The organism is Amycolatopsis vancoresmycina (assembly GCF_000716785.1).
Classification (GTDB): domain Bacteria; phylum Actinomycetota; class Actinomycetes; order Mycobacteriales; family Pseudonocardiaceae; genus Amycolatopsis; species Amycolatopsis vancoresmycina.
This window is the reverse complement of sequence record NZ_JNYY01000019.1, coordinates 136,721-159,333: the sequence shown is the minus strand read 5'-3', so window position 1 is coordinate 159,333 and position 22,613 is coordinate 136,721. Positions and strand designations below refer to the sequence as shown.

The following is a 22,613-nucleotide window of genomic DNA, read 5'->3' as shown; positions in this document are numbered from 1 at the left end:
GGCGGCCGTCTGCGGGGAGTTCGGTGAACAACTGTACACTCAATCCGTGACCTCCGGTGACTCCTCAGCGGTACCGTTCGGTTCCGGCCTGCTCGGCCCGCTGGACCAGGACGCCGCGGTGCTGCGCCGGCGCGTCCAGCGCCTGCTCACCGCCGCTCTGATCGCCACCAACGTGATCGGCGCGCTGGTCGTCGCCGGCCTCGCGGCACTGCTCATGCCGACCCCCGGGATGTCCGGCGACCTCGTCCGCGTCACCGCGGTCGCAGTACCCGTGTACGTCGTTTCGGCGGTCATCGCCGGGACGCTGTGGGGCACCCGCGGCGCCCTCCGCACGCTGCGCTGGGCCGCCGAAGGGCGCCGCCCGACCGACGCCGAGCGCGCCGCGAGCCTGCGCGTCCCGCTGCGCCTGACCTACGTCCAGGCCGTGCTCTGGGGGATCGCGACGCTGCTCTTCGGCGGGCTCGCGGCGCTCGTGCAGCCGAAGGTGGTGCTCACCGAGTTCCTCGTCGTCGCCTTCGCCGCCGTCGTCGTCTGCGCGATCGCCTACCTCTTCGGCGAATTCGCCCTGCGGCCGTACGCGGCGCTGGCGCTGGCGGGCACCACCCCGCCGCGCCCGGCCACCGGCGGCGTCAACGTGCGGATGCTGCTGTTCTGGTGCCTGGGCACCGGGGTGCCGGTGGCCGGGCTGGTGGTCACCGCGGTGCTGGCCTGGGTCCGCGGCGACGTCTCCCCGACGAGGCTCGCGGTGTCGGTCATCGCGCTCGGGCTGGTCGTGCTGTGCTTCGGGCTGCTGGTCACCGTGTTCACCGCCCGCTCGGTGGTCAACCCGATCTCGTCGGTGCGGGACGCGCTCGACCGCGTCCGCGCCGGTGACTTCGCCGCCCGGATCCCGGTCTACGACGGGACCGAACTCGGCCTCCTGCAGGCCGGGTTCAACGGGATGGCGGCCGGGCTGGCCGAACGCGAGCGGCTGCGCGACCTCTTCGGCAGGCACGTCGGGCACGACGTCGCGGTCGAGGCCATGCGCACGGCCACCGAGCTGGGCGGCACGGTCCGCACGGTGTCGGTCCTGTTCGTCGACCTCGTCGGGTCGACCGCGCTGGCCGCGAGCCGGCCGCCGGAGGAGGTCGTCGGCCTGCTCAACCGGTTCTTCGCGGTGGTGGTCGACGAGGTCGACCGGCACCACGGGCTGGTCAACAAGTTCGTCGGCGACGCCGCGCTGGCCGTCTTCGGCGCGCCCACGCCCCTGGAAGACCACGCCACCTGCGCGCTGGCCGCGGGCCGCGCGATCGCGGCGCGGCTGGCCGCCGAGGTGCCGGACGGCCCGGCCGGCATCGGCGTGGCCACCGGGGACGCCGTCGCGGGCAACGTCGGCGACCCCCGCCGCTTCGAGTACACGGTCATCGGCGACCCGGTCAACGAAGCCGCCCGGCTCACCGAGCTGGCGAAGAACGCGCCGGGCCGCCTCCTCGCCTCGTGGACGGCCGTCGAAGCCGCCGCCGCGGAGGAAGCGGCCCGCTGGACGGCGACCGGGGACGTCACCCTGCGCGGCCGCAACCGCCCCACGACGCTCGCCTCACCGCGTCCGGCCGACGCCGGCTGATGCCGTACGGTCCGGTGTGGACACTGCGCCCGGCGAAGAGGGGAAACGCATGCTCACGCACCGGACCGTCGAGGTCGGCGGCCTCGGCGTGCACGTGGCCGAGCAGGGCACCGGCCCGCTCGTGCTGCTGCTGCACGGCTGGCCGGAGACCGCGCACTCGTGGCGGCACCAGCTCGGACCGCTGGCCGAGGCCGGCTACCACGTCGTGGCGCCGGACCAGCGCGGCTACGGCGGCACCGGCGGGCCCGCCGATCCGGGGCAGTACACGATCCTGCACCTCGTCGGCGACGTCGTCGGGCTGATCGGCGCGCTCGGCGAGCGGGAGGCGATCGTGGTCGGCCACGACTGGGGCGCCCCCGTCGCGTGGCACACCGCGCTGCTGCGCCCGGACCTGGTCCGCGGGGTGGCCGGCCTCAGCGTGCCGCCGGCGGTCCGGGCCCCCGCACCCCCGCTGGGCCTGCTGCGCCAGCGGTTCGGCGACGGCTTCTACCAGCTCTACTTCCAGCGGCCCGGCGTCGCCGAAGCGGAGTTCGGCGCGGACCTGCGCACGACGTTCCGCAAACTGCTCGGCGGGGCCGCGGCGGACCCCGTCGTCCGGGACGGCGAAGGCTTCCTCGACCGGTTCACCGCGCCGGACCCGCTGCCGGCCTGGCTGAGCGACGAGGACGTCGACACCGCCGTGGCGTCGTTCGGCCGCTCCGGGTTCACCGGCGGGCTCAACTGGTACCGCAACATCGACCGCAACTGGGAACTCCTGGCGCCCTGGCAGGGCAGGCGGATCACGCCGCCGTCGTTGTTCCTCTGCGGCGACGGCGACCTCACCAACGCGTTCACCGACCGCACCCGGATCGCCGAAGCCGCACCCGGCCTGCGGGGCGTCATCGACGTCCCGGGCGCCGGGCACTGGGTCCAGATGGAACGTCCGCACGAGGTGAACTCGGCGCTGCTGGAGTTCTTCGGGACGCTCTGAAGGGTCAGCGCCGCGGGTCGACGTGGACCTTCGGGCCCGCGCCGCCGGTCCGCTCCCCGGCGAGCACTGCGCCGGCCTGCTCGAGGCCGACGGTCGCCGCCACCAATGGCCGCGGATCGACGGCTCCGCTCGCGTACGCGGCGATCGTGTCGGCCAGCCCGGGCGACGCGGACAGCACGCCGACCGCCGTGACGTCCTTCAGCACCAGGGCGCGGGTGTCGAGCTCGCTGGGCCGGCCGGACAGTCCGATGTAGACGACGCGGCCCGCGGGTTCCACCAGGTCCACCGCGAGCGCGGGCGAGCCGGGGGCGCCGGTCGCGTCGACGACCGCGTCGAACGGCAGGTCCGGCAGGGTCTCGCGGGTCCACACGTGCGCGAACCCGAGGCTGCGGGCGAACGCGCCGTCGTCGACGCCCATGACGTGCACCTCGGTGCCCGCCGCCCGCAGGAACAGCGCCGTGAGCAGCCCGATCGTGCCCGGCCCGAGGACCAGCGCCCGGTCGCCGCCGCCGGTGCCGGTCGCGCGGGCCGCGCGCAGGGCGTTGCCGCCCGGTTCGACCAGGGCGCCGAGCACGGCGTCGACCCCGCCGGGCAGCGCGTGCAGCGACCACGCGGGCACGGCGAGCCGCTCCGCCAGCGCGCCGGCCCGGCCGCCGCGGATCCCGACCTCCTGCCGGTTCTCGCAGGTGTGCTGGTGCCCCCGGCGGCAGCGGCGGCACGTCCGGTCGCCGAGCATGGTGTCGCCCATGACCCGCCGCCCGAGCCAGGCGGGGTCGACGCCGTCGCCGACGGCCGAGACCGTGCCCGCCCACTCGTGGCCCAGCCGCATCGGGTACGCGGCGTGCCCCTGGTGCAGGTAGGCCATTTCGCCGGTGAAGAACTCGACGTCGGTGCCGCACACCCCGGCCCGCTCGACGTCGACGACGACCTCGCCCGCGGCGGGCCGCGGGACGGGCACCTCCTGCACCGAGCACTCCCGCGGGCCGGTGAGCACGAAGGCCCGCATCGTCGAAGACATGGCCGCATCCTCGCACGCGGGCAGTTGCCGAACACTTGCTATTTTCTTGACAGCTGTCCATTATCGGGCTGTGGAGAGCGACTGGACGACCGAAGCGCCCGCCAAGGACCGGCGGGTGCGGCGGTCCCGGGCCGCGCTGATGCGGGCCGCGGTCGAGCTCGTGTCCGAACGCGACTCGACGGCCGTCACGGTCTCCGAAATCGCCGAGGCCGCGGACGTCAGCCGCCAGGTGCTGTACCAGCAGTTCGGCGACCGCGACGCGCTGCTGCTGGAGGCCGCGCTCGACCTCGTGCGGCGCGAACTGCTCGGCGAGCTCGACGGCCTCGCCTCCCCCGACGGCGAACACGCGTCGCTGCTGGCACTGGGCCGGCACTTCGCCCGGTACCGGCGCTTCTACCGCGCGCTGCTGACCGGCGCGTCCGCGTTCGCCCTGAACAAGGCGCTGACCGGCCTGTTCCTCCCGGTCAACCGGCACACCCTCGGCCGCGCGCTCGGCGGCCGCGTCGACGCCGGAAGCATCGAGGACCTGGCCACCTTCCTGACCGGCGGGGCCGGGGCGGTCGTCAACGCGTGGGTCGTCGACGGGCCCGACCCGCTCGATCCGGAGGCGTTCGCCGGCCGGCTGCAGCGGATGCACTCGGTCGTCAGCGCGATGATCGCGAAGGAGGCCGGTCGGTGATCAGCCGTCTCGTGCAAAACCTGCTGAAGCTGCCCGCGCCGGCCACCCGGCGGCTCGCCGTCCAGCGCGACCTGCGGGTCCCGATGCCTGACGGCGTCGAACTGCTCGCCGACCGGTGGGCGCCGCGCGACGGGCCGGCGGGCCTCCCGACGGCGTTGGTGCGCACGCCGTACGGCCGCCGGGGCGCGTTCGGGGCGATCCTGGCGCGGCCGCTGGCCGAGCGCGGGTTCCAGGTGCTGATCCAGAGCACCCGCGGCGGCTTCGGCTCCGGCGGCGTCTTCGACCCGCTGCGGCAGGAACGCGAAGACGGCCTCGCGACGCTCGAGTGGCTGGTGCGGCAGCCGTGGGCGGGCGACGCGATCGTGCTCGTCGGCGCCAGCTACCTCGGGTACGTCCAGTGGGCGGTGGCCGACCGCGTCCCGCCGCAGGTCAAGGCGATGATCCCGCAGGTCACCGAGTCCGGGCTGACGCTGGAGTTCCTGCGCGAGGACGGCCTTTCGCTGGAGACGCCGTTCGGGTGGGGCGTCCAGGTGGCGGTCCAGGAGCGCCGCTTCGCGGTGTTCCGGCAGCGCAGCCAGGCGAAGAAGCTGCGGCAGGCGTTCGCCACGCTCCCGCTCGCCCAGGCCGACGTCGTCGCGATCGGCCACCGGTCCGATTACGTCCAGGACGTCCTCGCCCACCCGGAGCACCACCCGCGCTGGGCGGAGATCGGCCACCGGCACCGCGTCGCGGACGTCACCGTCCCGGTCAGCTCGGTCGCCGGCTGGTACGACATCTTCCTGCCCGGCCAGCTGCGCGACTTCCGCGCGCTGCAGGAGGCGGGCCGCCGTCCCCGGCTGACGGTCGGGCCGTGGACCCACGCGGCCCGCGCCGACCTGCTCGGCAGCACGGGCGCGACGCTCCGGGAAACCCTGGAGTTCGGGCTCGCGCACGCGCGCGGCGGGCAACCACCGGAGCGGGCCCCGGTCCGGCTGTTCGTGATGGGCGAGGAAGCTTGGCGCGACTTCGCTTCCTGGCCGCCGGAAGGCTATGCGCCGCAACGGTTCCACCTGCAGCCGGGCGGCGGGCTCGCCCCCGGCGCACCCGGTGCGTCCGCGCCCGACGGCTACCGCTACGACCCGGCGGACCCGACCCCGGCGGCGGGCGGCGTCCGCATGGCCCCCGACGCCGGCCGGGTCGGCAACGCGGTCCTCGAAGCCCGCGCGGACGTCCTCACCTACACGACGGCCGTGCTCGGCGAAGACGTCGAAGTCATCGGGGACGTGCACGCGGAGATCTGGTTCCGGTCGAGCCTGCGGTTCGCCGACGTCTTCGTCCGCCTCTGCGACGTCGGCCCGGACGGCCGTTCGGTGAACGTCTGCGACGGGCTCACCAGCCTTCGCGAAGCCGGCGACCTCGCGGCCGTCACGGTCCGGATGTGGCCGACGGCGCACCGGTTCCGGCGCGGGCACCGGATCCGCGTCCAGGTCTCCAGCGGCGCTTTCCCGCGCTACGCCCGCAATCCCGGCACGGGCGAGCCGCACGCCACCGCGGTCACGCTGCGCGCGGCGGACCAGGAGGTCCACCACGACCCGGCGCACCCCTCGGCGATCGTGCTGCCGGTGGCTAGTCCGTCCGTCCACTGAGGACGTCGAAGGCCTGGCGGCGGTGCTCGGCGAAGAGCGCGAGGGCCGTCTCCCGGTCACGGGCGCGCAGGGCGGCCGCGAGTTCCCGGTGTTCGGCGGGGATGCTCGCGAGGTAGCCGTCGGTGGCGGCGCCGATCCGGGTCAGCAGGAACAGGTGCACCTGGGAGCGGATCGCCTGCCACGCCTCGCGCAGCCGCCGGTGGCCGGCGGCGGCGTAGACCGCGTCGTGGAAGTCGAGGTCGCAGCGGACCATCTCGTGCTCGCCCGTGGCCCGTTCCATGCGCCGCACCACGGCGTCGATCGCGGCCAGGGCTTCCTCCGGCGCCCGGTCGACAACCAGTCCGACGGCGAGCCCGTCGAGGGCCGCCCGCAGGCTGCCGAGCTCGGCGGCGTCCTCATCGGACAGTGCGGTCACGGTGGTGCCCCGGTGCCACTCGCTGCGGACCAGGCCCTCACGCTCGAGCTTGAGCAGCGCCTCCCGCACCGGGCCGCGGCTGACGCCCAGCGCCTCCGCCAGCTCCACCTCGCGCAGCGGGCTGCCGAGGGCGTAGCCGCCGTCGAAGATGGCGTCACGGATCCGGTCGGCGACTTCGTCGGCCAGCCCCCGGCGGCGGGCGGGCACCACTCTGTTCATGTCCTGATGTTAACATTTGGACATTGACCTCGGCGAAGGGAACCCGATGCCCGTCATCCCCCGCTTCCACCTGGCGATGCCGGTGGACGACTTGGCCGCCGCCCGCCGCTTCTACGGCGAAGTCCTCGGCCTCGCCCAGGGCCGCAGCGCCGACACGTGGATCGACTGGAACCTGCACGGCCACCAGTTCGTCACGCACCTGTCCCCCGCCGCCCCGAAGCGCATCCACAACCCGGTCGACGGCCACGACGTCCCGGTGCCGCACTTCGGCCTGGTCCTGCCGATCCCGGAGTTCCACGCCCTCGCCGAGCGCCTGCGCGCGGCGGGCACGGAGTTCGTGATCGAGCCGTACGTCCGGTTCGCGGGCGAGCCGGGCGAGCAGTGGACGATGTTCCTGCTCGACCCGGCCGGCAACGCCCTGGAGTTCAAGGCTTTCGCCGACGACTCACAGGTCTTCGCGGTGTGAAGCGCACCATTGCCGGTCGATCTTCGGCCTGACGAAAGCGCTGGTCACCGCCGCCGCAGACCACTCGATCGGGTCGCCCGGCCGCCGGCGGCACTATCGCGCGCTCAGTGGGTACCCCCGGACGACGCACCGCCGGAACCCCGGGAGAGCCCATGCACCAAGCCGACGACGAGCGGCCCGACGCCGTGTTGCTCGCCGCGCTCCGGGAGGGCGAGCTCGAGGCCGCCGGGAGCCTCTTCCGGCGGCACGCGGAGCCGCTGCGCCGGGCCGCCGGGGCGTGGGTGCGCCAGCCCGCGGAGCGCGACGACCTGGTGGCCGAGACGTTCGCCAGGGTGCTGGCCGTGGTGCGGGCGGGCGGCGGGCCGCACGGGGAGCTGCGGCCGTACCTGGTCGTGACCATGCGGCACCTGGTGTCGCGGTGGAGCAGCCAGCGCAACCGCGTCGAGCTGCGGGCCACGGTCCCCGACGCCGGGCTCGACACCGGCGGGGCCGACGAACTGGCCCTGCACCGGTCGAACGTCCGGCTGGTGTGGTCGGCCTACCGCACCCTGCCCGGCCGCTGGCGGACCGTCCTGTGGCGGACCGCGGCCGAAGGCGGCACGCCGACGGAGGTCGCCCCGCTGCTGGGCCTGACGCCGAACAGCGTGGCGGCGCTGGCGATGCGGGCGCGCGAAGGGCTGCGGCAGGCCTACCTGCAGGTCCAGGTGCCGGACGCGGAGGAGCCGGTCTGCCGCGAACCCCGGCGGCGCATGGGCGCCTGGGTCCGCGGGGCGCTGCCGCCGCGCCGGGCGAGCGTCATCGCCGACCACGTCGCCGGCTGCCGTGCCTGCCGGGCGGTGGCGCGGGGCCTCGACGAAGCCAACCGCGAACTGCCCGGCTCGGCGGCCCGCCTCACCGGCTGAGCTCCGGGTCCCCGAAGAGCCGGGCCGTCCCGTGGGCGCGCTTGAAGTACAGGTGCGCGTCGTGCTCCCAGGTGATCGCGATGCCGCCGTGGAGCTGGATCATCTCCGCCGCCGCGTGGGCGAACGCTTCGCCGCACACCACCTTCGCGGTCATCACGGCCTCGGGGTCGCCGTCCACCAGGGCCGCGTACAGCGCCGAGCGGGCCGCTTCGACGTGGACGTGCACGTCGGCCATCCGGTGCTTCAGCGCCTGGAACGACCCGATCGGGCGGCCGAACTGCCGCCGTTGCTGCGTGTATTCGACCGTCAGCTCCAGCGCTCGCGCCGCCGCGCCGGTCTGCTCGGCCGCGACGGCGATCACCGCCGTGTCGCGCAGGTGCCGCAGCTGCCCGGTGAACCCGCCGGTGTCGAGCCGCCGGGCCGGGGCCGACGCGCACTCGACGACCGCGAGGCGCCGGGTCGGGTCCAGGGTCGGCGTCCGGTCCCGGCGGACGTCCCCGGCGGCGATTTCGAACAGGCCGGTGCCGTCGTCCGTGCGGGCGACGGCGAGGAGGACGTCGGCGGTGTCGCCGTCCAGGACGTAGTGCGCGCGGCCGTCGAGGCCGGTGGCCGACGCCGTCAGCGCCGGCGTCCACCGGCCGTCCACATCGGACCAGGCCAGCGCGGCCACGGTCGTGCCGGCGGCGATGCCCGGCAGCAGCCGTTCGCAGGCTTCGTCGTTGCCCGTGCGCAGGAGGGCCTCGCCGCACAGCACCGCCGAGCCCAGCAGCGGTGCCGGGGTCAGGGTCCGGCCGAGTTCGGCCAGCACGACGCACGCCTCGGCGAGGCCGGCGCCCGCGCCGCCGTAGTGTTCCGGGATCGCCAGTGCGGCGACGCCGATCTGCTCGCAGAGCGTCGACCACAGCTTGTCGTCGTAGCCCAGCGGCGACGCCATCGCGGCCCGCACCGCTTCGGGACCCGACCGGCGGGTGAGCAGCGCGCGCACCGCGTCCCGCAGTGCCCGGGCTTCCTCGGTGTCCAGCGGATCGGTCATCGCAGCACCCGCGCCCGGTGGAACGTCCCGGTCCCCCAGGCGCCCGCGAGCGCCCGCACCTTCGTCAGGCGGAGCCCGAGGTCGTGTTCGGCCGTGTAGCCGATGGCGCCGTGCACCTGCAGCGCGGTCCGCGCGGCCAGGTAGGCGGCGTCGGCGGCCATGACCTTCGCCGCGGAGACGTCGCGGGTGAAGGTCTCCCCCGCCACCGCGGCGCCGTGCAGGAGCGGGCGGGCGAGTTCGAGCCGGGTGACGACGTCGGCGAGCAGGTGCTTGACCGCCTGGTACTCGCCGATGGCCCGGCCGTACTGGCGGCGTTGCCGCGCGTACGCCACCGAGGTGTCCAGCAGCCATTGTCCCGCCCCGAGGAGCTGGGCGGCGACGGCCAGCACCCCGCGGTCGAACGCGGGGCTTTCGGCCGCCCGCGCGCCGGGCACCCGGAACAGCCGCCGCGCCGGATCGATCGAGCGCACCAGCTCGGTCCCGGTGCGCTCCGCGCCGGTGAGGTCCAGCACCACGCCGGCGACGTCGGCGTCCAGGGCCAGCGGGACTTCCGGCGGGGCGACGACGGTGGCCAGGAGGTCACCCTCGGCCAGGGCGGTGAGCCGGTCCCCGGTGAGCAGCGCCGGGGCGACCGCCGCCGACTCGGCGAGCGGGCCGGGCACGGCGTGGTAGCCGAGGGCTTCGAAAGCGACCACGACGTCGACCGGCGACGCGCCGAGTCCGCCGTGGGCCTCGTCCACCAGCAGGGCGAAGACCCCGACGTCGGCGAGCGCGCGCCAGAGCTTGAGGCCGCGGTCGTGCTCCCCCGCCGCCCAGGCACGGGCCGCGGTCGCGGTGTCCGCCCCGCCCAGCAGTTCGTGCAGCGTCGCGGCGAACTGCCGGTGCTCCGGCGAGAGCTGGAACCTCATCGGCGGGCCTCCCTCGGCAGCTTCAGCAGCCGTTCGGCGATCGTGTTGCGCTGGATCTGGTCGGTGCCGCCGTAGATCGGGCCGGCGAGGGAGAACAGGTAGCCGTCGACCCACGCCCGGTCGGTCTCCGCGGCCGGGCCCAGTACGTCCAGCGCGGTTTCGTGCAGTTCGACGTCCAGGTGCGACCAGAACAGCTTGTTGACGCTCGACTCCGGCCCCAGCTCGCCGCCGTCCTGCAGGCGGCTCACGGTGCCGAACGTGTAGAGCTGGTACGCCCGCGCGCCGATCCAGGCGTCCGCCACTCTGTCCCGTGTGGACGGTGACTCGCCGTTCTCCCGCCAGAGGTCCACCAGGCGGCCGGCGGCCGCGAGGAACCGGCCGGGGCTGCGCAGCGACAGGCCGCGTTCGTTGTTGGCCGTCGTCATCGCCACCCGCCAGCCCTGGCCGGCCTCGCCGATCACGTCGGCGTCCGGGACGAACACGTCGTCGAAGAAGATCTCGGCGAACCCCGGCTCGCCGTCCAGCTGCGGGATCGGGCGCACGGTGACGCCCTCGGCGCGCAGGTCGGCCATGAAGTAGGTCAGGCCGTGGTGGCGCTGGGCTTCGGGATCGGTGCGGAACAGCCCGAACGCCCGGTCGGCGAAGGCGGCCCGGGAACTCCACGTCTTCTGCCCGGACAGCAGCCAGCCGCCGCCGGTGCGCACCGCCGTGCTGCGCAGCGCGGCGATGTCGCTGCCCGCTTCGGGTTCCGACCACGCCTGCGCCCACACCTGCTCGCCGGTGGCCATCGCGGGCAGGATCCGGTCGCGCTGCTCCGGCGTGCCGTGCGCGAACAACGTGGGCGCGAGCATGAAGATGCCGTTCTGCGACACCCGGCCCGGCGCCCCGGACGCGTAGTACTCCTCCTCGAACAGCAGCCACTGCAGCATCGAGGCGTCCCGGCCGTGGTACTCCCGCGGCCACGACACGACCGACCAGCGCGCTTCGGCGAGTTCGGCCTCCCACTCGCGGTGGGCCGCGAAGCCGTCCGCGGTGTCCATCGACGGCAGCGAGCGGACGTGGGCAGCGAGCCATTCCCGGGCCTCGTCGCGGAAGGCGGCGGAGGCTTCGTCGATGTCGAGGTCCATCACGTCCCCTTGTCCGCGTCACGCATGGACCGCGCGGACTGCCCGCCGAGCGAGTCCGCCGAGGTCTCCGCGTTGTGAGCGTGGGCGAGGTGGTGCAGGCCGAACACCGAGTCCATGCCGGACCGCAGGCCCATCAGGTCCTCGGCCTGGTTGACCGCCTTCTTCGCCAGCGCCAGCCCGAACTGCGGCATCCCGGCGATCTTCTCCGCCAGTTCGAGGGTGTGCTGCTCGAGGTCCGCGCGCGGGACGATCCGGGTGAGCATCCCCCACTCCTTGGCCTGCGCGGCGCTGAACCGCTCGCCGGTGAACAGCACCTCCTTGGCCGCGCGGGGCCCGAGCACCCAGGGGTGCGCGAAGTATTCGACGCCCGGGATCCCCATGCGCACCACGGGATCGGCGAAGAACGCGTCGTCGGAGGCCACGATCAGGTCGCACACCCAGGCCAGCATCAGGCCACCGGCGATGCACGCACCCTGGACGCTCGCGATCATCGGCTTCGGGATTTCCCGCCAGCGACGGCACATCCCGAGGTAGACCTCGGACTCGCGGGCGAACCGCTGGTCACCACCCTCCCGGTCGACGTGGTCCCACCACAGCACCGCCCGCCGGTCGAAGCTGACGTCCACGTCGCGGCCCGGCGTGCCGATGTCGTGCCCCGCCGAGAAGTGCTTTCCTTCGCCCGCCAGCACGATGACCTTCACCCCGGGGTCGTTCACCGCCTCCGTGAAGGCGTCGTCGAGGGCGTAGGTCATCGCGGAATTCTGGGCGTTGCGGTACTCCGGCCGGTTCATCGTCACCACCGCGACCGGCCCGCGCCGCTCCGAGCGGACCACCGGTTCACTCATGCCTTCTCCTCGCTCAGCAGCCGCTTCAGCACCTTGCCGGAAGCGTTGCGGGGCAGCTCGTCCAGGAACTCGACGAACCGCGGGGTCTTGTAGTTGGCCAGCCGCTCGCGGCAGAAGGCGAGGACCGCCTCCTCGGTGAGCCCGGTGCCGACGACGAAGGCCTTGCCGACCTCGCCGAGCCGCTCGTCCGGGACTCCGATCACCGCGGCGTCGCGGACGCCGCCGAGTTCGATCAGGGCGTGTTCCACCTCGGCCGGGTAGACGTTGAACCCGCCGCAGATGTACATGTCCTTGAGCCGGCCGGTGATGGTGAGGTTGCCGGCGGCGTCGAGCTCGCCGACGTCACCGGTGTGCAGCCAGCCGTCTTCGTCGACGGCCTTCGCGGTCGCCTCCGGGTCGTCGAGGTAGCCGAGCATCACGTTCGGCCCGCGGACCACGATCTCGCCCGGCGAGCCCTGGATCGCGACCTCGAAGCCCGCGGTGGCCCGGCCGGACGTGCCGGCGACGAGCTCCGCGGGGTCGCCGGGGCGGCACATCGTCACCACGACGGCTTCGGTGAGGCCGTAGGCGGTGAGGACGGTTTCGAACCCGAGTTCGGCCTGCATCCGGCGCACGAGCGACGCCGGCACCGTGGCCGCGCCGGTGACCGCGAGCCGCAGCGACGACAGGTCGCCCTTGCGCGGTTCGTGCAGGAGGGACTGGAAGACCGTGGGCGCGCCCGGCAGCACGGAGATCCGCTCCCGCTCGATGGCCCGCAGCGCCGCGCGCACGTCGAACACCGCCTGCGGCACGATCGTCGCGCCGGTGAGCAGCCCGACCAGGATCCCGGCCTTGTAGCCGAAGCTGTGGAAGAACGGGTTGATCACCAGGTACCGGTCGCCGTCGGTGACCTGGCCGCAGTCCGCCCAGGCCGCGGCGACGTCGACGGCCTGGCCGTGGGCCGACAGCACGCCCTTCGACCGGCCGCTGGTGCCCGAGGTGAACAGGATGTCGCTGACGTCGCCGGGCCGGACGGCGTCGGCCCGCGCCTCGGCGTCGGCCGCGGGGACCCGGGCGGCCGTGGCGAGGAACTCGTCCCAGCCCAGCGTGCCCTCGACCGGCCGGTGCGGCTGGTCGAGGGGCACCCGGACGACGGTGCCGAGGTCCGGCAGCCCGGCACCGGTCGCACGGATCGCCGCGTGGCGGTCGGTGCCGAGGAAGTCCGCGGCCACCACGAGGGCCCTGGCCCGGCCGCGGACGAGCAGGTCGACGGTCTCGGTGGCGGTGAAACGGGTGTTGACCGGGATCAGGGTGGCGCCCGCGTAGAGCGCACCCAGCGCCGCCGTCACCCAGTGGTGGGTGTTCGGCAGCGCGATCGCGACCCGGTCCCCCGCCTCGACGCCGCACGCCGCGAACGCCCGCGCGACGGTTCGAACACGTTCCAGAAGCTGGTCGTAGCCGAGCCGCACGGGCCCGTCGACCAGCGCCTCGGCGGACCCGAACTTCGCGGCGGCGTCGCGGACGACGGCCGGGATCGTGGTCTGTCCCACCACACCCTCCTCTGGACCGGCAAAGTAGAACGTGTTCTCATTACCCTAGGTGCCGGACCGGCCGGGCAGCAAGGAGGCGTGCGTGGAACCGACGCGATTCCGCCGCGAGGTCGCGGGCTGGCTCGCGGCCAACCTGACCGGCGAGTTCGCACGGCTGCGCGGCCTGGGCGGCCCGGGCCGGGAGCACGAGGAGTTCGAGCTGCGCCTGGCCTGGGAACGCCACCTGGCCGCCGCGGGCTGGACGTGCGTCGGCTGGCCGGTCGAGCACGGCGGCCGCGGCCTCTCGCTGGCGGAGCAGGTCGCTTTCCACGAGGAGTACGCGGCTTCGGGCGCGCCCGCGCGGGTGAACCACATCGGCGAGCAGCTGCTCGGCCCGACGCTGATCGCCTTTGGCACCCCCGAGCAGCAAGCCCGGTTCCTCCCGAAGATCGCCGCCGTCGAAGAGCTGTGGTGCCAGGGCTACTCCGAGCCCGGCGCGGGCTCCGACCTCGCCGCCGTCTCGACGTCGGCGGTGCTGCGTGCCGGCGAGTGGATCGTCAACGGCCAGAAGATCTGGACGTCGCTGGCCCACGTGGCCGACTGGTGCTTCGTCGTCGCCCGCACCGAACCCGGCTCCCGGCGCCACCACGGCCTGTCCTACCTCCTGGTCCCGCTGCGCCAGGACGGTGTCACCATCCGGCCGATCCAGCAGCTCACCGGCACCTCGGAGTTCAACGAGGTCTTCTTCGACGACGCCCGCACCCCCGCCGGCCACGTCGTCGGCGAGCCGGGCGACGGCTGGAAGATCGCCATGGCCACCCTCGGTTTCGAACGCGGGGTCTCGACGCTGGGCCAGCAGATCGGGTTCCGCCGCGAACTCGACGACATCACCGCCGAAGCGCAGCGCCTCGGCACCTACGACGATCCCCTGCTGCGCGCCGACCTCACCCGCGCCCGCCTCGGCCTGCGCGTCCTGCGGGCGCACGCCCTGCGGACCCTCGGGCAGGCCGCCGGGCCGGAGGTCGCCGTCGGCAAGCTGCTGTGGGCGCAGTGGCACCGCGGGCTCGGCGAGCTCGCCGTGCGCGCCCGCGGCGCGCGGTCCCTGACCTCCGGCGGCGACGAGCTGGACGAGTGGCAGCGGCTGTTCCTGTTCACCCGCGCCGACACGATCTACGGCGGCTCCGACGAAATCGAGCGCACCATCATCGCCGAGCGGGTGCTCGGCCTGCCCCGGGAGGCCCGCCCGTGATCCCCCAGTACCCCGCCGGCCACGAGCTCCTCAAGGGGAAAGTCGTCGTGGTCACCGCCGCCGCGGGCACCGGAATCGGGTCCGCCGTCGCGAAACGCTGCCTCGAAGAGGGCGCGCACGTCGTCATCAGCGACTGGCACGAACGCCGCCTGAAGGAGAAGGCCGCCGAACTCGGCGAAGTCCACGCCATTCCCTGCGACGTCACCCGGGAAGACCAGGTCCAGGCGCTGATCGACGGCGCGGCCGAGCACTTCGGCCGGGTCGACGTGCTGATCAACAACGCCGGCCTCGGCGGCACGAAGTCCGTGCTGGACATGACCGACGACGAGTGGGCGAAGGTCCTCGACATCACCCTCACCGGCACCTTCCGCTGCACCCGCGCGGCACTGAAGCAGTTCGTCGCCCAGGGCGGCGGCGGGGCGATCGTGAACAACGCGTCCGTGATCGGCTGGCGCGCCCAAGCCGGGCAAGCCCACTACGCGGCCGCGAAAGCCGGAGTCATGGCCCTGACCCGCTGCTCCGCGCTGGACGCCGCCGAGCACGGCGTCCGGATCAACGCCGTCGCGCCCAGCCTCGCCATGCACCCGTTCCTGGCCAAGGTGACCAGCGACGAGCTCCTCGAAGACCTCACCAAGCGGGAGGCCTTCGGCCGGGCGGCGCAACCCTGGGAGGTCGCGAACGTCATGGTCTTCCTCGCCAGCGACTACGCGAGCTACCTCACCGGCGAAGTCGTCTCCGTCAGCAGCCAGCACCCCTAGGAGCCCCCGTGCCCGAAGCCTTCCTCCTCGACGCGGTCCGCACGCCCGTGGGGCGACGCGGCGGCGCGCTGTCCGGCTGGCACTCCGCCGACCTGGGCGCGCACGTCATCAAGGCGGTCGTCGAACGCGCCCGCGTCGACCCGGACTTCGTCGACGACGTCATCTTCGGCTGCACGGACACCCTCGGCCCGCAGGCCGGGAACATCGCCCGCACCGCCTGGCTGGCCGCCGGTTTCCCCGACCACGTGCCGGGGGTGACGATCGACCGGCAGTGCGGGTCGAGCCAGCAGGCCGTGCACTTCGCCGCGCAGGCCGTGCTGTCCGGCACGCAGGACCTGGTGCTGGCCGGCGGCGTGCAGAACATGAGCCGGATCCCGATCAGCGCCGCGATGCTGGCCGGGCGCGAGTACGGCTTCGACGACCCGTTCTCCGGCTCGAAGGGCTGGCAGGAGCGCTACGGCAGCGTCGAGGTCTCGCAGTTCCGCAGCGCCGACATGATCGCCGAGCACTGGGACATCAGCCGCGAGGCCATGGAGGAGTACGCGCTGCGCAGTCACCAGCGGGCCGTGGCCGCCATCGACGAAGGCCGCTTCGACGCGGAAATCGTGCCGGTCGAGGAGTTCCGGCACGACGAGGGACCGCGCCGGGACACCAGCCTGGAGCGGATGCGCGGCCTGAGACCGCTGGGCGAGGGTTCGCGGCTGACGGCGGCGGTGGCCAGCCAGATCTCCGACGGCGCGAGCGCGGCCCTGCTGGCGTCCTCGTCGTTCGTCGAGGCCCACGGCCTGACGCCGCGGGCCCGCATCCACCACCTGTCGGTGCGCGCGGCGGACCCGGTGTGGATGCTGACCGGCCCGATCCCGGCGACCGCGCACGCGCTGCGCAACGCCGGGCTCACGGTCGAAGACATCGACCTGTTCGAGGTCAACGAGGCGTTCGCGAGCGTGGTGCTGGCGTGGCTGGACGAAACCGGTGCCGACCCCGGCCGGGTCAACGTGAACGGGGGCGGGATCGCCCTCGGCCACCCGATCGGGGCCACCGGCACCAAGCTCCTCGCGACGCTCCTGCACGAGCTGGAGCGCCGCGGCGGGCGTTACGGGCTGCAGACGATGTGCGAAGGCGGCGGCACCGCCAACGTCACCATCATCGAACGCCTGTCGTGAGTGGTAAGGAGGGTTAGAACGCTCCTTACCACTCACGACAACTTGCGCCGAGGGTCAGCCGAGGGCGCGCAGCTTCGGCAGGACGTCCTCGGAGAACTGGATCAGGAACCGCTCCTGGTCGTGGCCCGGGCCGTGGAAGACGAGGTGGTTGAGGCCCGCGTCGAGGTACGGCTTGATCTGCGCCACGGCCTCGTCGGGGTCCGACGCCACGATCCACCGCTTGGCGACCTGGTCGATCGGCAGCTCGTCGGCCAGCCGTTCCATCTCCTCGGCCGAGGAGACGCTGTGCTTCTGCTCCGCCGACAGCGAAAGCGGCGCCCAGAACCGCGTGTTCTCCAGCGCCTGCTCGTGGTCGCGGTCGTAGGACAGCTTGATCTCGATCGTCCGGTCGACGTCCTCGACGGTCTTCTCGGCCGCCTCCGCGCCTTCCTTCACCGCGGGCATCAGCTTCTCGGTGTAGAGGTCCATGCCCTTGCCCGAGGTGCAGATGAACCCGTCGCCCGCGCGGCCGGCGTACTTGGCCACCACCGGGCCGCCGGCGGCGACGTACACCGGCACCGGCTGCTCCGGCCGGTCGTAGATCTTGGCGTCCACCAGCTCGTAGTAGTCGCCCTTGAAGTTGACGTTGTCGCTGGTCCACAGCTCGCGGATCAGCTTGATCGACTCGCGCAGCCGGGCGAAGCGCTCCTTGAACTCCGGCCACTCGCGGCCGGACACGGCGATTTCGTTCAGCGCCTCACCGGTGCCGACACCGAGGATGACGCGGCCGCCCGACAGCAGGGACATCGTCGCGAACGCCTGGGCGATCACCGCCGGGTTGTACCGGAACGTCGGGGTCAGCACGCTGGTGCCGATCTGCACCCGCTTCGTGCGCTCGGCCACCGCCGGCATCCAGGCCAGTGCCCACGGCGCGTGGCCGCCTTCGTGCCGCCACGGCAGGAAGTGGTCGGACACCCACACCGAGTCGAGACCCACCTCTTCGGCGCGCACGGCGTACTCGACCAGGTCCCGCGGCCCGAACTGCTCCGCCGACGCCTTGTAACCGACCTTCAGCACCGCTCTCTCATCCTCCCGTTTGCCGGCCGAGCCGCCGCAGGATCTCACCCGCCTCGGCCACCGCGCCCTCGACGATCTGCGCCACCGTGGGCAGGTCGTGGATCATGCCCACCACCTGTCCCGACGCTAGCATTCCCGCGTCCGTCCGGCCGTCGACCAGCCCCGCCCGCAGCAGCATCGGGGTGTTGGCCGCCATGACCAGCTGGCTCCACGTCAGATCGTTGCCGTGCTTCATCGCAAAGCCTTCTCGCACCATCGCAACCGGGGACAGGCCGGTGATATTCCGGAAGCGCAGGGCGTTGCGGGCGGCCTGGGCGAGGCCGCGGACGCGGCCGGTGCGTTCGAGCCGGTCGACGAGTTCGGTGCGCAGCACGCGGTGCGGCAGGCCGTCGACGCGCCGGGTGACGACCGTCCCGGTGAGCCCCTGCTCCAGGTAGAGTCGCTTGACCTCGTCGGGGACCGTGCTCTCCTTGCTGAGCAGGAACCGGGTGCCCATCGCCACGCCCGCGGCGCCGTAGGCGAGGGCGGCGGCGAGCCCGCGGCCGTCGAAGAACCCGCCGGCGGCGACGACCGGGATGTCGACGGCGTCCAGCACCGAAGGCAGCAGCAGCGTGGTGGCGACGCCCCCGGTGTGCCCGCCGCCCTCGCCGCCCTGGACGATGACGGCGTCCGCGCCCCAGGCGGCGACCTTCTCGGCGTGCCGGGCGGCGCCGACCGACGGGATCACGACGACGCCGTGGTCCCGCAGTTTCGCGATCATCTCCTTCCGCGGCGCGAGGGCGAACGACGCCACCTTGACGCCTTCGCGGATGAGCAGGTCCACCCGGTCCCCGGCGTCCACGGCGTCGGCGCGCAGGTTGACGCCGAACGGCTTGTCCGTCCGTTTCCTGACCTCGGCGACGGCGGATTCGAGCTCGCCGAACGTCATCGTGGCCGAGGCGAGGATGCCGAGGGCGCCGGCTTCCGCGGTCGCCGAGACCAGCCGCGGCCCGGCGACCCAGCCCATCCCGGTCTGCACGACCGGGTGCTCGACGCCGGCCAGCCGGGTGAGTGCGGTCTTCACGCCGGAACTTCCTTGTCCCGCAGGCTTTTCGGGTCGACGACCTCGCGGAGGAGCCGCAGTTCTCCCGCGTCCGGGTCACGGGTGGTCGCGGTGCCGGTGAAGTCGAGTTCGAACGCCGTCGCCGCGGCGACCTCGTCGCGGGTGACGCCCGGGTGCAGCGACACCGCCCGCATCGCGTGGTCCGGGCCGGTGAAGTCGAACACCCCGAGGTTGCTCACGACCCGGTACACGTCGTGGTACTTCTGCGCCGACGGCCCGGCTTTGGCCGCGTTGTCGTACCCCACGCCCGAAACGACGTCCACCGTCTCCACGAACACCCGGGTGGAATGCCGGGGCACCCAGTAACTGGTGCGGTGGTTGACCGTGTTGCCCGGGGCGCCGCGCACGCCGAGGAGCTGCTTCTTCGGCCGGGCGTGGTCGCCGATGGCGGAGATGTTCTGGTTGCCGTACCGGTCGATCTGGTTGGCGCCCATGACGACGTGCCGCCGTCCGTGCGGGACGATCGTGTCGAGCATCTTGCGGAAGGGCTGCCAGCCTTCGACGACCCCGTCCGGCGTCACGAGCTGCGCTTCGCCGTCGGACATCAGCAGGTCCGGTTCGAACGTCAGCCGCGCGAGTTTCGCGCCCAGCTGCGGGATCAGGCCCATCGGGCTGACCAGGATCTCGCCGTCACCGCGGAACAGCTCGGCCACCGCCACGACGGCGACCTCCGCCCGGGTCGCGCTCATACCGCCTCCGCCTCGAACTTGTCCACTTCGGACAGATAGCCGCGCTCGTCCCCGGACAGGAACCGGTCCGCGAACCCCGGCCACGCCTCGGGATCCTTCGCGCAGGCCGCGTAGTGCCGCTGGAACCGCTCGTCCCGCCCGTAGTCCGGCACCGCGGTGGTGAAGTGGGCGCCGCGCGGCGCCTCGACGACACCGTCGACCGCCCCGCGGGTCAGCAGCAGCGACTGCACCGGCCCGCCCGCCGTCAGCTCGGCGGTGTCCACGACCCTTTCCGCCGACACGAAGCACTTGTCCGCGGCGAGGGCGAACAGCTCGTCGAAGTACGGGTCCGGGCCGAGGTACTGGGCGTTGCCGCGGGCGTCGGCGCGGTTGAGGTGCACCAGCGCCACATCCAGGTGCTGGGCGGGGACCGCGACCAGCTCCTCGCCGTCGTCGTAGGGCGAGCGGACCGTGCGGAGGCCGGGGTTGGCGCGCAGCACCTCCGAGCCGAGCCCGGCCCGGGCCGGCAGGAACGGCAGCCGCTGCATCGCCGCCGACAGCGCCGTGCCGAACATGCCTTCGTCGTACTCGGTCACCTCGACCGCCCCGGTCTCGCGGGCGCGGCCGAACCACGGGTCGTACGGGATCGAATCCAGGGTGACGAACCCGAACACGACCCGCTTCACCTTGCCGGCCGCGCAGAGCAGGCCGACGTCCGGGCCGCCGTAGGAGACGATCGTGAGGTCCTTGACGGGCGTGCGGAGGATCGCGCGAACCAGGGCCATGGGCTTGCGGCGGGACCCCCAGCCGCCGATGCCGACGGTCATGCCGTCCTTCAGCTCGGCCGCCACGTCGTCGAGGGCGGTGCGCTTATCGGCCATTCAAGAACTCCTCGCGGGCCTCGTCGGACGCGCCGAGCAGGTTCAGCTCGAAGGTGAACCCCTGCTCGAAGCGGTAGCTGCGGTGCACCTGCTGGGTGTCGATGCCGTTGAGGGCCTCCTTGGCCGCCCGGATGACCCGCGGGTCCTTCTTCGCGATGTCCCGCGCGATGTCCAGGGCGGCCTCGTCGAGGTCCGCGCGGGGCACGACCCGGTAGACCGAGCCGTGCGCGTGCAGCTCGGCGGCGGTGATCTTGCGGGCGGTGAAGTACAGGGTGCGCATCAGGTGCTGCGGCACCAGCCTCGCCAGGTGGGTCGCCGCGCCCAGCGCGCCGCGTTCCACCTCCGGGACGCCGAAGGTCGCGTCTTCGGACGCGACGATCACGTCCGCGTTGCCGACCAGGCCGATGCCGCCCCCGAGGCAGAATCCCTGCACCGCCGCGACGACGGGGACCTCGCAGTCGTAGACCGCGCCGAAAGCCGCGTAACAGCCCCGGTTCGCGCCGACCAGCGCGTCGTAGCCGTCGGTGCGCTGGATCTCCTTGATGTCCACGCCGGCGTTGAAGCCGCGGCCTTCCGCGCGGAGGACGACCACGTGCACGTCCGGGTCGCGGCCCGCCTGGGTGAGCGCGTCGGCCAGGTCGAACCAGCCCCGCACGGGCAGCGCGTTGACCGGCGGGAAGTCGACGGTGACGACCTCGATGTGGCCGTCGCGCTTGGTCAGGATGCCCATCAGCTCGCTCCGTAGACGGGTTCGGGCTCGGGCGCGCGCTCGAGCAGCTCCTTCACGACCGGGCCGAGCTCGGCCGGGTCCCAGCGATCGCCCTTGTCCACCTCGGGGCCGTGCCGCCACCCCTGCGCCAGGGCGACCTTCCCGCCTTCGACCTCGAAGACGCGGCCGGTGACGTGGCCGGACTCCTCGCTGCCCAGCCAGACCACCAGCGGCGAGACGTTCTCCGGCGCCATCGCGTCGAAGCCTTCGTCCGGCCGCGCCATCGAGGCGAACACCCCTTCGGTCATCCGCGTCCGCGCGGCCGGGGCGATCGCGTTCACGGTGATCCCGTAGCGCGCGAGCTCGGCGGCCGCGACGGTGGTCAGCCCGGCGATCCCGGCCTTCGCGGCCGAGTAGTTGCCCTGACCCACGCTGCCCAGCAGCCCGGCACCGGAACTGGTGTTGATCACCCGGGCCTGCGGCGTGCGCCCGGCCTTCGCCTCGGCCCGCCAGTGCTCCGCGGCGTGGCGCAGCGGCGCGAAATGCCCCTTGAGGTGCACCCGGACCACCGCGTCCCACTCGTCTTCCCCGAGGTTGACCAGCATCCGGTCGCGCAGGAACCCCGCGTTGTTGACCAGCACGTCCACCCGGCCGAACCGCGCCAGCGCCGTCCCGATCAGCTCCTTCGCCCCGGCCCAGTCCGCGACGTCGGAGGAGTTGGCCACCGCCGCGTCACCGATGGCGTCGACGACTTCGGCGGCCGCGCCGGCGTCCACGTCGTTCACGACCACCGACGCGCCCTCGGCCGCGAACGCCAGCGCGTGCGCCCGCCCGATCCCGCGTCCGGCCCCGGTCACCACGACCACCCGGCCCCGGCACAACCCGCTCACGAATCCTCCCGATGGTTGACGTCCGCCGCGGCCAGGAAGGCCGGCACCTCTCCCCCGCCGTGCACCCGCAACGTCGCCCCCGACACATAGGAAGCCAGCGGGGAAGCCAGGAACGCAGCACAGGCCCCGACTTCCTCGGGCTCGGCGAGCCGCCCGAGCGGCACGGTCTTGCCCACCGCCTCGACCGCGGCTTCGCTGCCGTAGTGCAGGTGCGACTGCTCGGTCCGCACCATCCCGACGTCCAGGGCGTTGACCCGGACCTTCGGCGCCCACTCGACCGCGAGGCTGGCCGCGAGGCTGTCCAGCCCGGCCTTCGCCGCGCCGTAGGCGGCGGTGCCCGGCGACGGACGGGTCCCGCTCACGCTGGAGATCATCACGATCGACCCGCCGGCCGCCTGCCGCTGCATCACGGCGTTCGCGTGCTGCGCGACCAGCAGCGGTGCCAGGAGGTTCAGCTGCACGACCTTCTCGTGCAGCCGCGGCGACGCGTCCGCCGCCGAGACGTACGGCGCCCCGCCGGCGTTGTTCACCACCACGTCCAGGCGGCCGTGCCGGGCGACGATCCCGCCGACGAGAGCCGAAACCTGTTCTTCGTCGCGCACGTCGCACCGGACGAACTCCGCCTCGGTCGCGGCTTCCCGCCGCGCGCAGGTGACGACGTGCGCGCCCTGGGCCAGGAACACCGCGGTGATCCCCTTGCCCACGCCCCGGACGCCGCCGGTGACCAGCACCACGGCGCCGGCCAACCCGAGATCGGTCTTCACCGGCACACCACCTTCCGCCCCAAAACTAGAACATGTTCTCGCTTGGGACAAGCAG

The 22,613-nt window shown here is 73.5% G+C and carries 23 protein-coding genes; 9 read left to right on the top strand and 14 right to left on the bottom strand.

The features are described from left to right. Positions 1-46 precede the first annotated feature (46 nt). Together OO60_RS35720 and OO60_RS35715 are read left to right on the top strand one after the other, a co-directional pair. Positions 47-1,603 carry an adenylate/guanylate cyclase domain-containing protein gene (locus tag OO60_RS35720; RefSeq protein ID WP_033263018.1) on the top strand — a complete coding sequence of 519 codons (1,557 nt, stop codon included), beginning with the start codon at positions 47-49 and terminating at the stop codon, positions 1,601-1,603. Positions 1,604-1,652: 49 nt separating this feature from the next. Then, positions 1,653-2,573: an alpha/beta fold hydrolase gene (locus tag OO60_RS35715; RefSeq protein ID WP_033263017.1), complete on the top strand. Its 921-nt coding sequence runs from the start codon at positions 1,653-1,655 to the stop codon at positions 2,571-2,573. 4 nt (positions 2,574-2,577) lie between these two features. Here the strand turns inward: OO60_RS35715 and OO60_RS35710 are convergent, their stop codons facing one another. Next, positions 2,578-3,591, bottom strand: coding sequence for a zinc-dependent alcohol dehydrogenase (locus tag OO60_RS35710; RefSeq protein WP_033263016.1), 1,014 nt, complete (start codon positions 3,589-3,591; stop codon positions 2,578-2,580). Between the two features lie 70 nt (positions 3,592-3,661). Here OO60_RS35710 and OO60_RS35705 point away from each other — a divergent pair, with 70 nt between their 5' ends. Both OO60_RS35705 and OO60_RS35700 read left to right on the top strand, forming a co-directional pair. Beyond that, complete coding sequence (locus OO60_RS35705; protein WP_003068545.1) at positions 3,662-4,270, top strand: TetR/AcrR family transcriptional regulator; 609 nt, start codon at positions 3,662-3,664, stop codon at positions 4,268-4,270. Then, on the top strand, positions 4,267-5,895 hold the full coding sequence (locus OO60_RS35700; protein ID WP_003068542.1) for a CocE/NonD family hydrolase: 1,629 nt from the start codon (positions 4,267-4,269) through the stop codon (positions 5,893-5,895). The genes OO60_RS35705 and OO60_RS35700 overlap by 4 nt, the downstream gene beginning before the upstream one ends. Here the strand turns inward: OO60_RS35700 and OO60_RS35695 are convergent. Further along, on the bottom strand, positions 5,876-6,529 hold the full coding sequence (locus OO60_RS35695; protein ID WP_033263015.1) for a GntR family transcriptional regulator: 654 nt from the start codon (positions 6,527-6,529) through the stop codon (positions 5,876-5,878). The two genes, OO60_RS35700 and OO60_RS35695, sit on opposite strands and share 20 nt — an antisense overlap. Positions 6,530-6,575: 46 nt before the next feature. Between OO60_RS35695 and OO60_RS35690 the strand changes: the two genes are divergently transcribed. Further along, the gene (locus OO60_RS35690) at positions 6,576-6,995 is read left to right on the top strand and encodes a VOC family protein (RefSeq protein ID WP_033263014.1); all 420 of its coding nucleotides are present in this window, start codon (positions 6,576-6,578) and stop codon (positions 6,993-6,995) included. A 152-nt stretch (positions 6,996-7,147) separates the two neighbouring features. Then, positions 7,148-7,897: a zf-HC2 domain-containing protein gene (locus OO60_RS35685; RefSeq protein ID WP_003068531.1), complete on the top strand. Its 750-nt coding sequence runs from the start codon at positions 7,148-7,150 to the stop codon at positions 7,895-7,897. Here the strand turns inward: OO60_RS35685 and OO60_RS35680 are convergent. Genes OO60_RS35680 through OO60_RS35660 form a run of 5 tightly spaced genes read right to left on the bottom strand, consistent with a single transcriptional unit; the run spans position 7,887 to position 13,339 of the window. Beyond that, the gene (locus OO60_RS35680) at positions 7,887-8,930 is read right to left on the bottom strand and encodes an acyl-CoA dehydrogenase family protein (protein WP_003068528.1); all 1,044 of its coding nucleotides are present in this window, start codon (positions 8,928-8,930) and stop codon (positions 7,887-7,889) included. The two genes, OO60_RS35685 and OO60_RS35680, sit on opposite strands and share 11 nt — an antisense overlap. Then, positions 8,927-9,838 carry an acyl-CoA dehydrogenase family protein gene (locus OO60_RS35675; protein ID WP_003068526.1) on the bottom strand — a complete coding sequence of 304 codons (912 nt, stop codon included), beginning with the start codon at positions 9,836-9,838 and terminating at the stop codon, positions 8,927-8,929. Before OO60_RS35675 ends, OO60_RS35680 begins: the two co-directional genes overlap by 4 nt. Continuing rightward, the gene (locus OO60_RS35670; protein WP_003068523.1) at positions 9,835-10,965 is read right to left on the bottom strand and encodes an acyl-CoA dehydrogenase family protein; all 1,131 of its coding nucleotides are present in this window, start codon (positions 10,963-10,965) and stop codon (positions 9,835-9,837) included. The genes OO60_RS35675 and OO60_RS35670 overlap by 4 nt, the downstream gene beginning before the upstream one ends. Further along, a complete protein-coding gene (locus OO60_RS35665) occupies positions 10,965-11,810 on the bottom strand; it encodes an enoyl-CoA hydratase (protein WP_003068519.1) in 846 nt (281 codons plus the stop codon). The genes OO60_RS35670 and OO60_RS35665 overlap by 1 nt, the downstream gene beginning before the upstream one ends. Further along, entirely contained in the window at positions 11,807-13,339 is a 1,533-nt protein-coding gene (locus tag OO60_RS35660) for a FadD3 family acyl-CoA ligase (RefSeq protein ID WP_003068516.1), read from the bottom strand. Before OO60_RS35660 ends, OO60_RS35665 begins: the two co-directional genes overlap by 4 nt. An 82-nt stretch (positions 13,340-13,421) precedes the next feature. On the opposite strand from OO60_RS35660, the gene OO60_RS35655 reads away from it, so the two are divergent. The 3 genes from OO60_RS35655 to OO60_RS35645 are packed head-to-tail and all read left to right on the top strand — an operon-like array spanning position 13,422 to position 16,488. Further along, positions 13,422-14,567, top strand: coding sequence for an acyl-CoA dehydrogenase family protein (locus OO60_RS35655; protein WP_033263013.1), 1,146 nt, complete (start codon positions 13,422-13,424; stop codon positions 14,565-14,567). Then, positions 14,564-15,325, top strand: coding sequence for an SDR family oxidoreductase (locus tag OO60_RS35650; protein ID WP_004558638.1), 762 nt, complete (start codon positions 14,564-14,566; stop codon positions 15,323-15,325). Before OO60_RS35655 ends, OO60_RS35650 begins: the two co-directional genes overlap by 4 nt. 8 nt (positions 15,326-15,333) lie before the next feature. Next, positions 15,334-16,488: an acetyl-CoA C-acetyltransferase gene (locus tag OO60_RS35645; protein ID WP_004558637.1), complete on the top strand. Its 1,155-nt coding sequence runs from the start codon at positions 15,334-15,336 to the stop codon at positions 16,486-16,488. Between the two features lie 54 nt (positions 16,489-16,542). On the opposite strand, the gene fgd is transcribed toward OO60_RS35645, so the two are convergent. Genes fgd through OO60_RS35610 form a run of 7 tightly spaced genes read right to left on the bottom strand, consistent with a single transcriptional unit; the run spans position 16,543 to position 22,558 of the window. Then, positions 16,543-17,544 (bottom strand): glucose-6-phosphate dehydrogenase (coenzyme-F420), encoded by a 1,002-nt coding sequence (fgd, locus tag OO60_RS35640; protein WP_004558636.1) that lies wholly within the window; start codon positions 17,542-17,544, stop codon positions 16,543-16,545. Between the two features lie 7 nt (positions 17,545-17,551). Beyond that, positions 17,552-18,607: an NAD(P)H-dependent flavin oxidoreductase gene (locus tag OO60_RS35635; protein WP_004558635.1), complete on the bottom strand. Its 1,056-nt coding sequence runs from the start codon at positions 18,605-18,607 to the stop codon at positions 17,552-17,554. After that, positions 18,604-19,335: a CoA-transferase subunit beta gene (locus tag OO60_RS35630; RefSeq protein WP_004558634.1), complete on the bottom strand. Its 732-nt coding sequence runs from the start codon at positions 19,333-19,335 to the stop codon at positions 18,604-18,606. The genes OO60_RS35635 and OO60_RS35630 overlap by 4 nt, the downstream gene beginning before the upstream one ends. Beyond that, entirely contained in the window at positions 19,332-20,195 is an 864-nt protein-coding gene (locus tag OO60_RS35625) for a CoA transferase subunit A (protein WP_004558633.1), read from the bottom strand. The genes OO60_RS35630 and OO60_RS35625 overlap by 4 nt, the downstream gene beginning before the upstream one ends. Continuing rightward, positions 20,185-20,925 carry an enoyl-CoA hydratase family protein gene (locus tag OO60_RS35620; protein WP_004558632.1) on the bottom strand — a complete coding sequence of 247 codons (741 nt, stop codon included), beginning with the start codon at positions 20,923-20,925 and terminating at the stop codon, positions 20,185-20,187. The genes OO60_RS35625 and OO60_RS35620 overlap by 11 nt, the downstream gene beginning before the upstream one ends. Beyond that, positions 20,925-21,794 (bottom strand): SDR family oxidoreductase, encoded by an 870-nt coding sequence (locus OO60_RS35615; RefSeq protein WP_004558631.1) that lies wholly within the window; start codon positions 21,792-21,794, stop codon positions 20,925-20,927. The genes OO60_RS35620 and OO60_RS35615 overlap by 1 nt, the downstream gene beginning before the upstream one ends. Further along, on the bottom strand, positions 21,791-22,558 hold the full coding sequence (locus OO60_RS35610; RefSeq protein ID WP_033263033.1) for an SDR family oxidoreductase: 768 nt from the start codon (positions 22,556-22,558) through the stop codon (positions 21,791-21,793). Before OO60_RS35610 ends, OO60_RS35615 begins: the two co-directional genes overlap by 4 nt. Positions 22,559-22,613 lie beyond the last annotated feature (55 nt).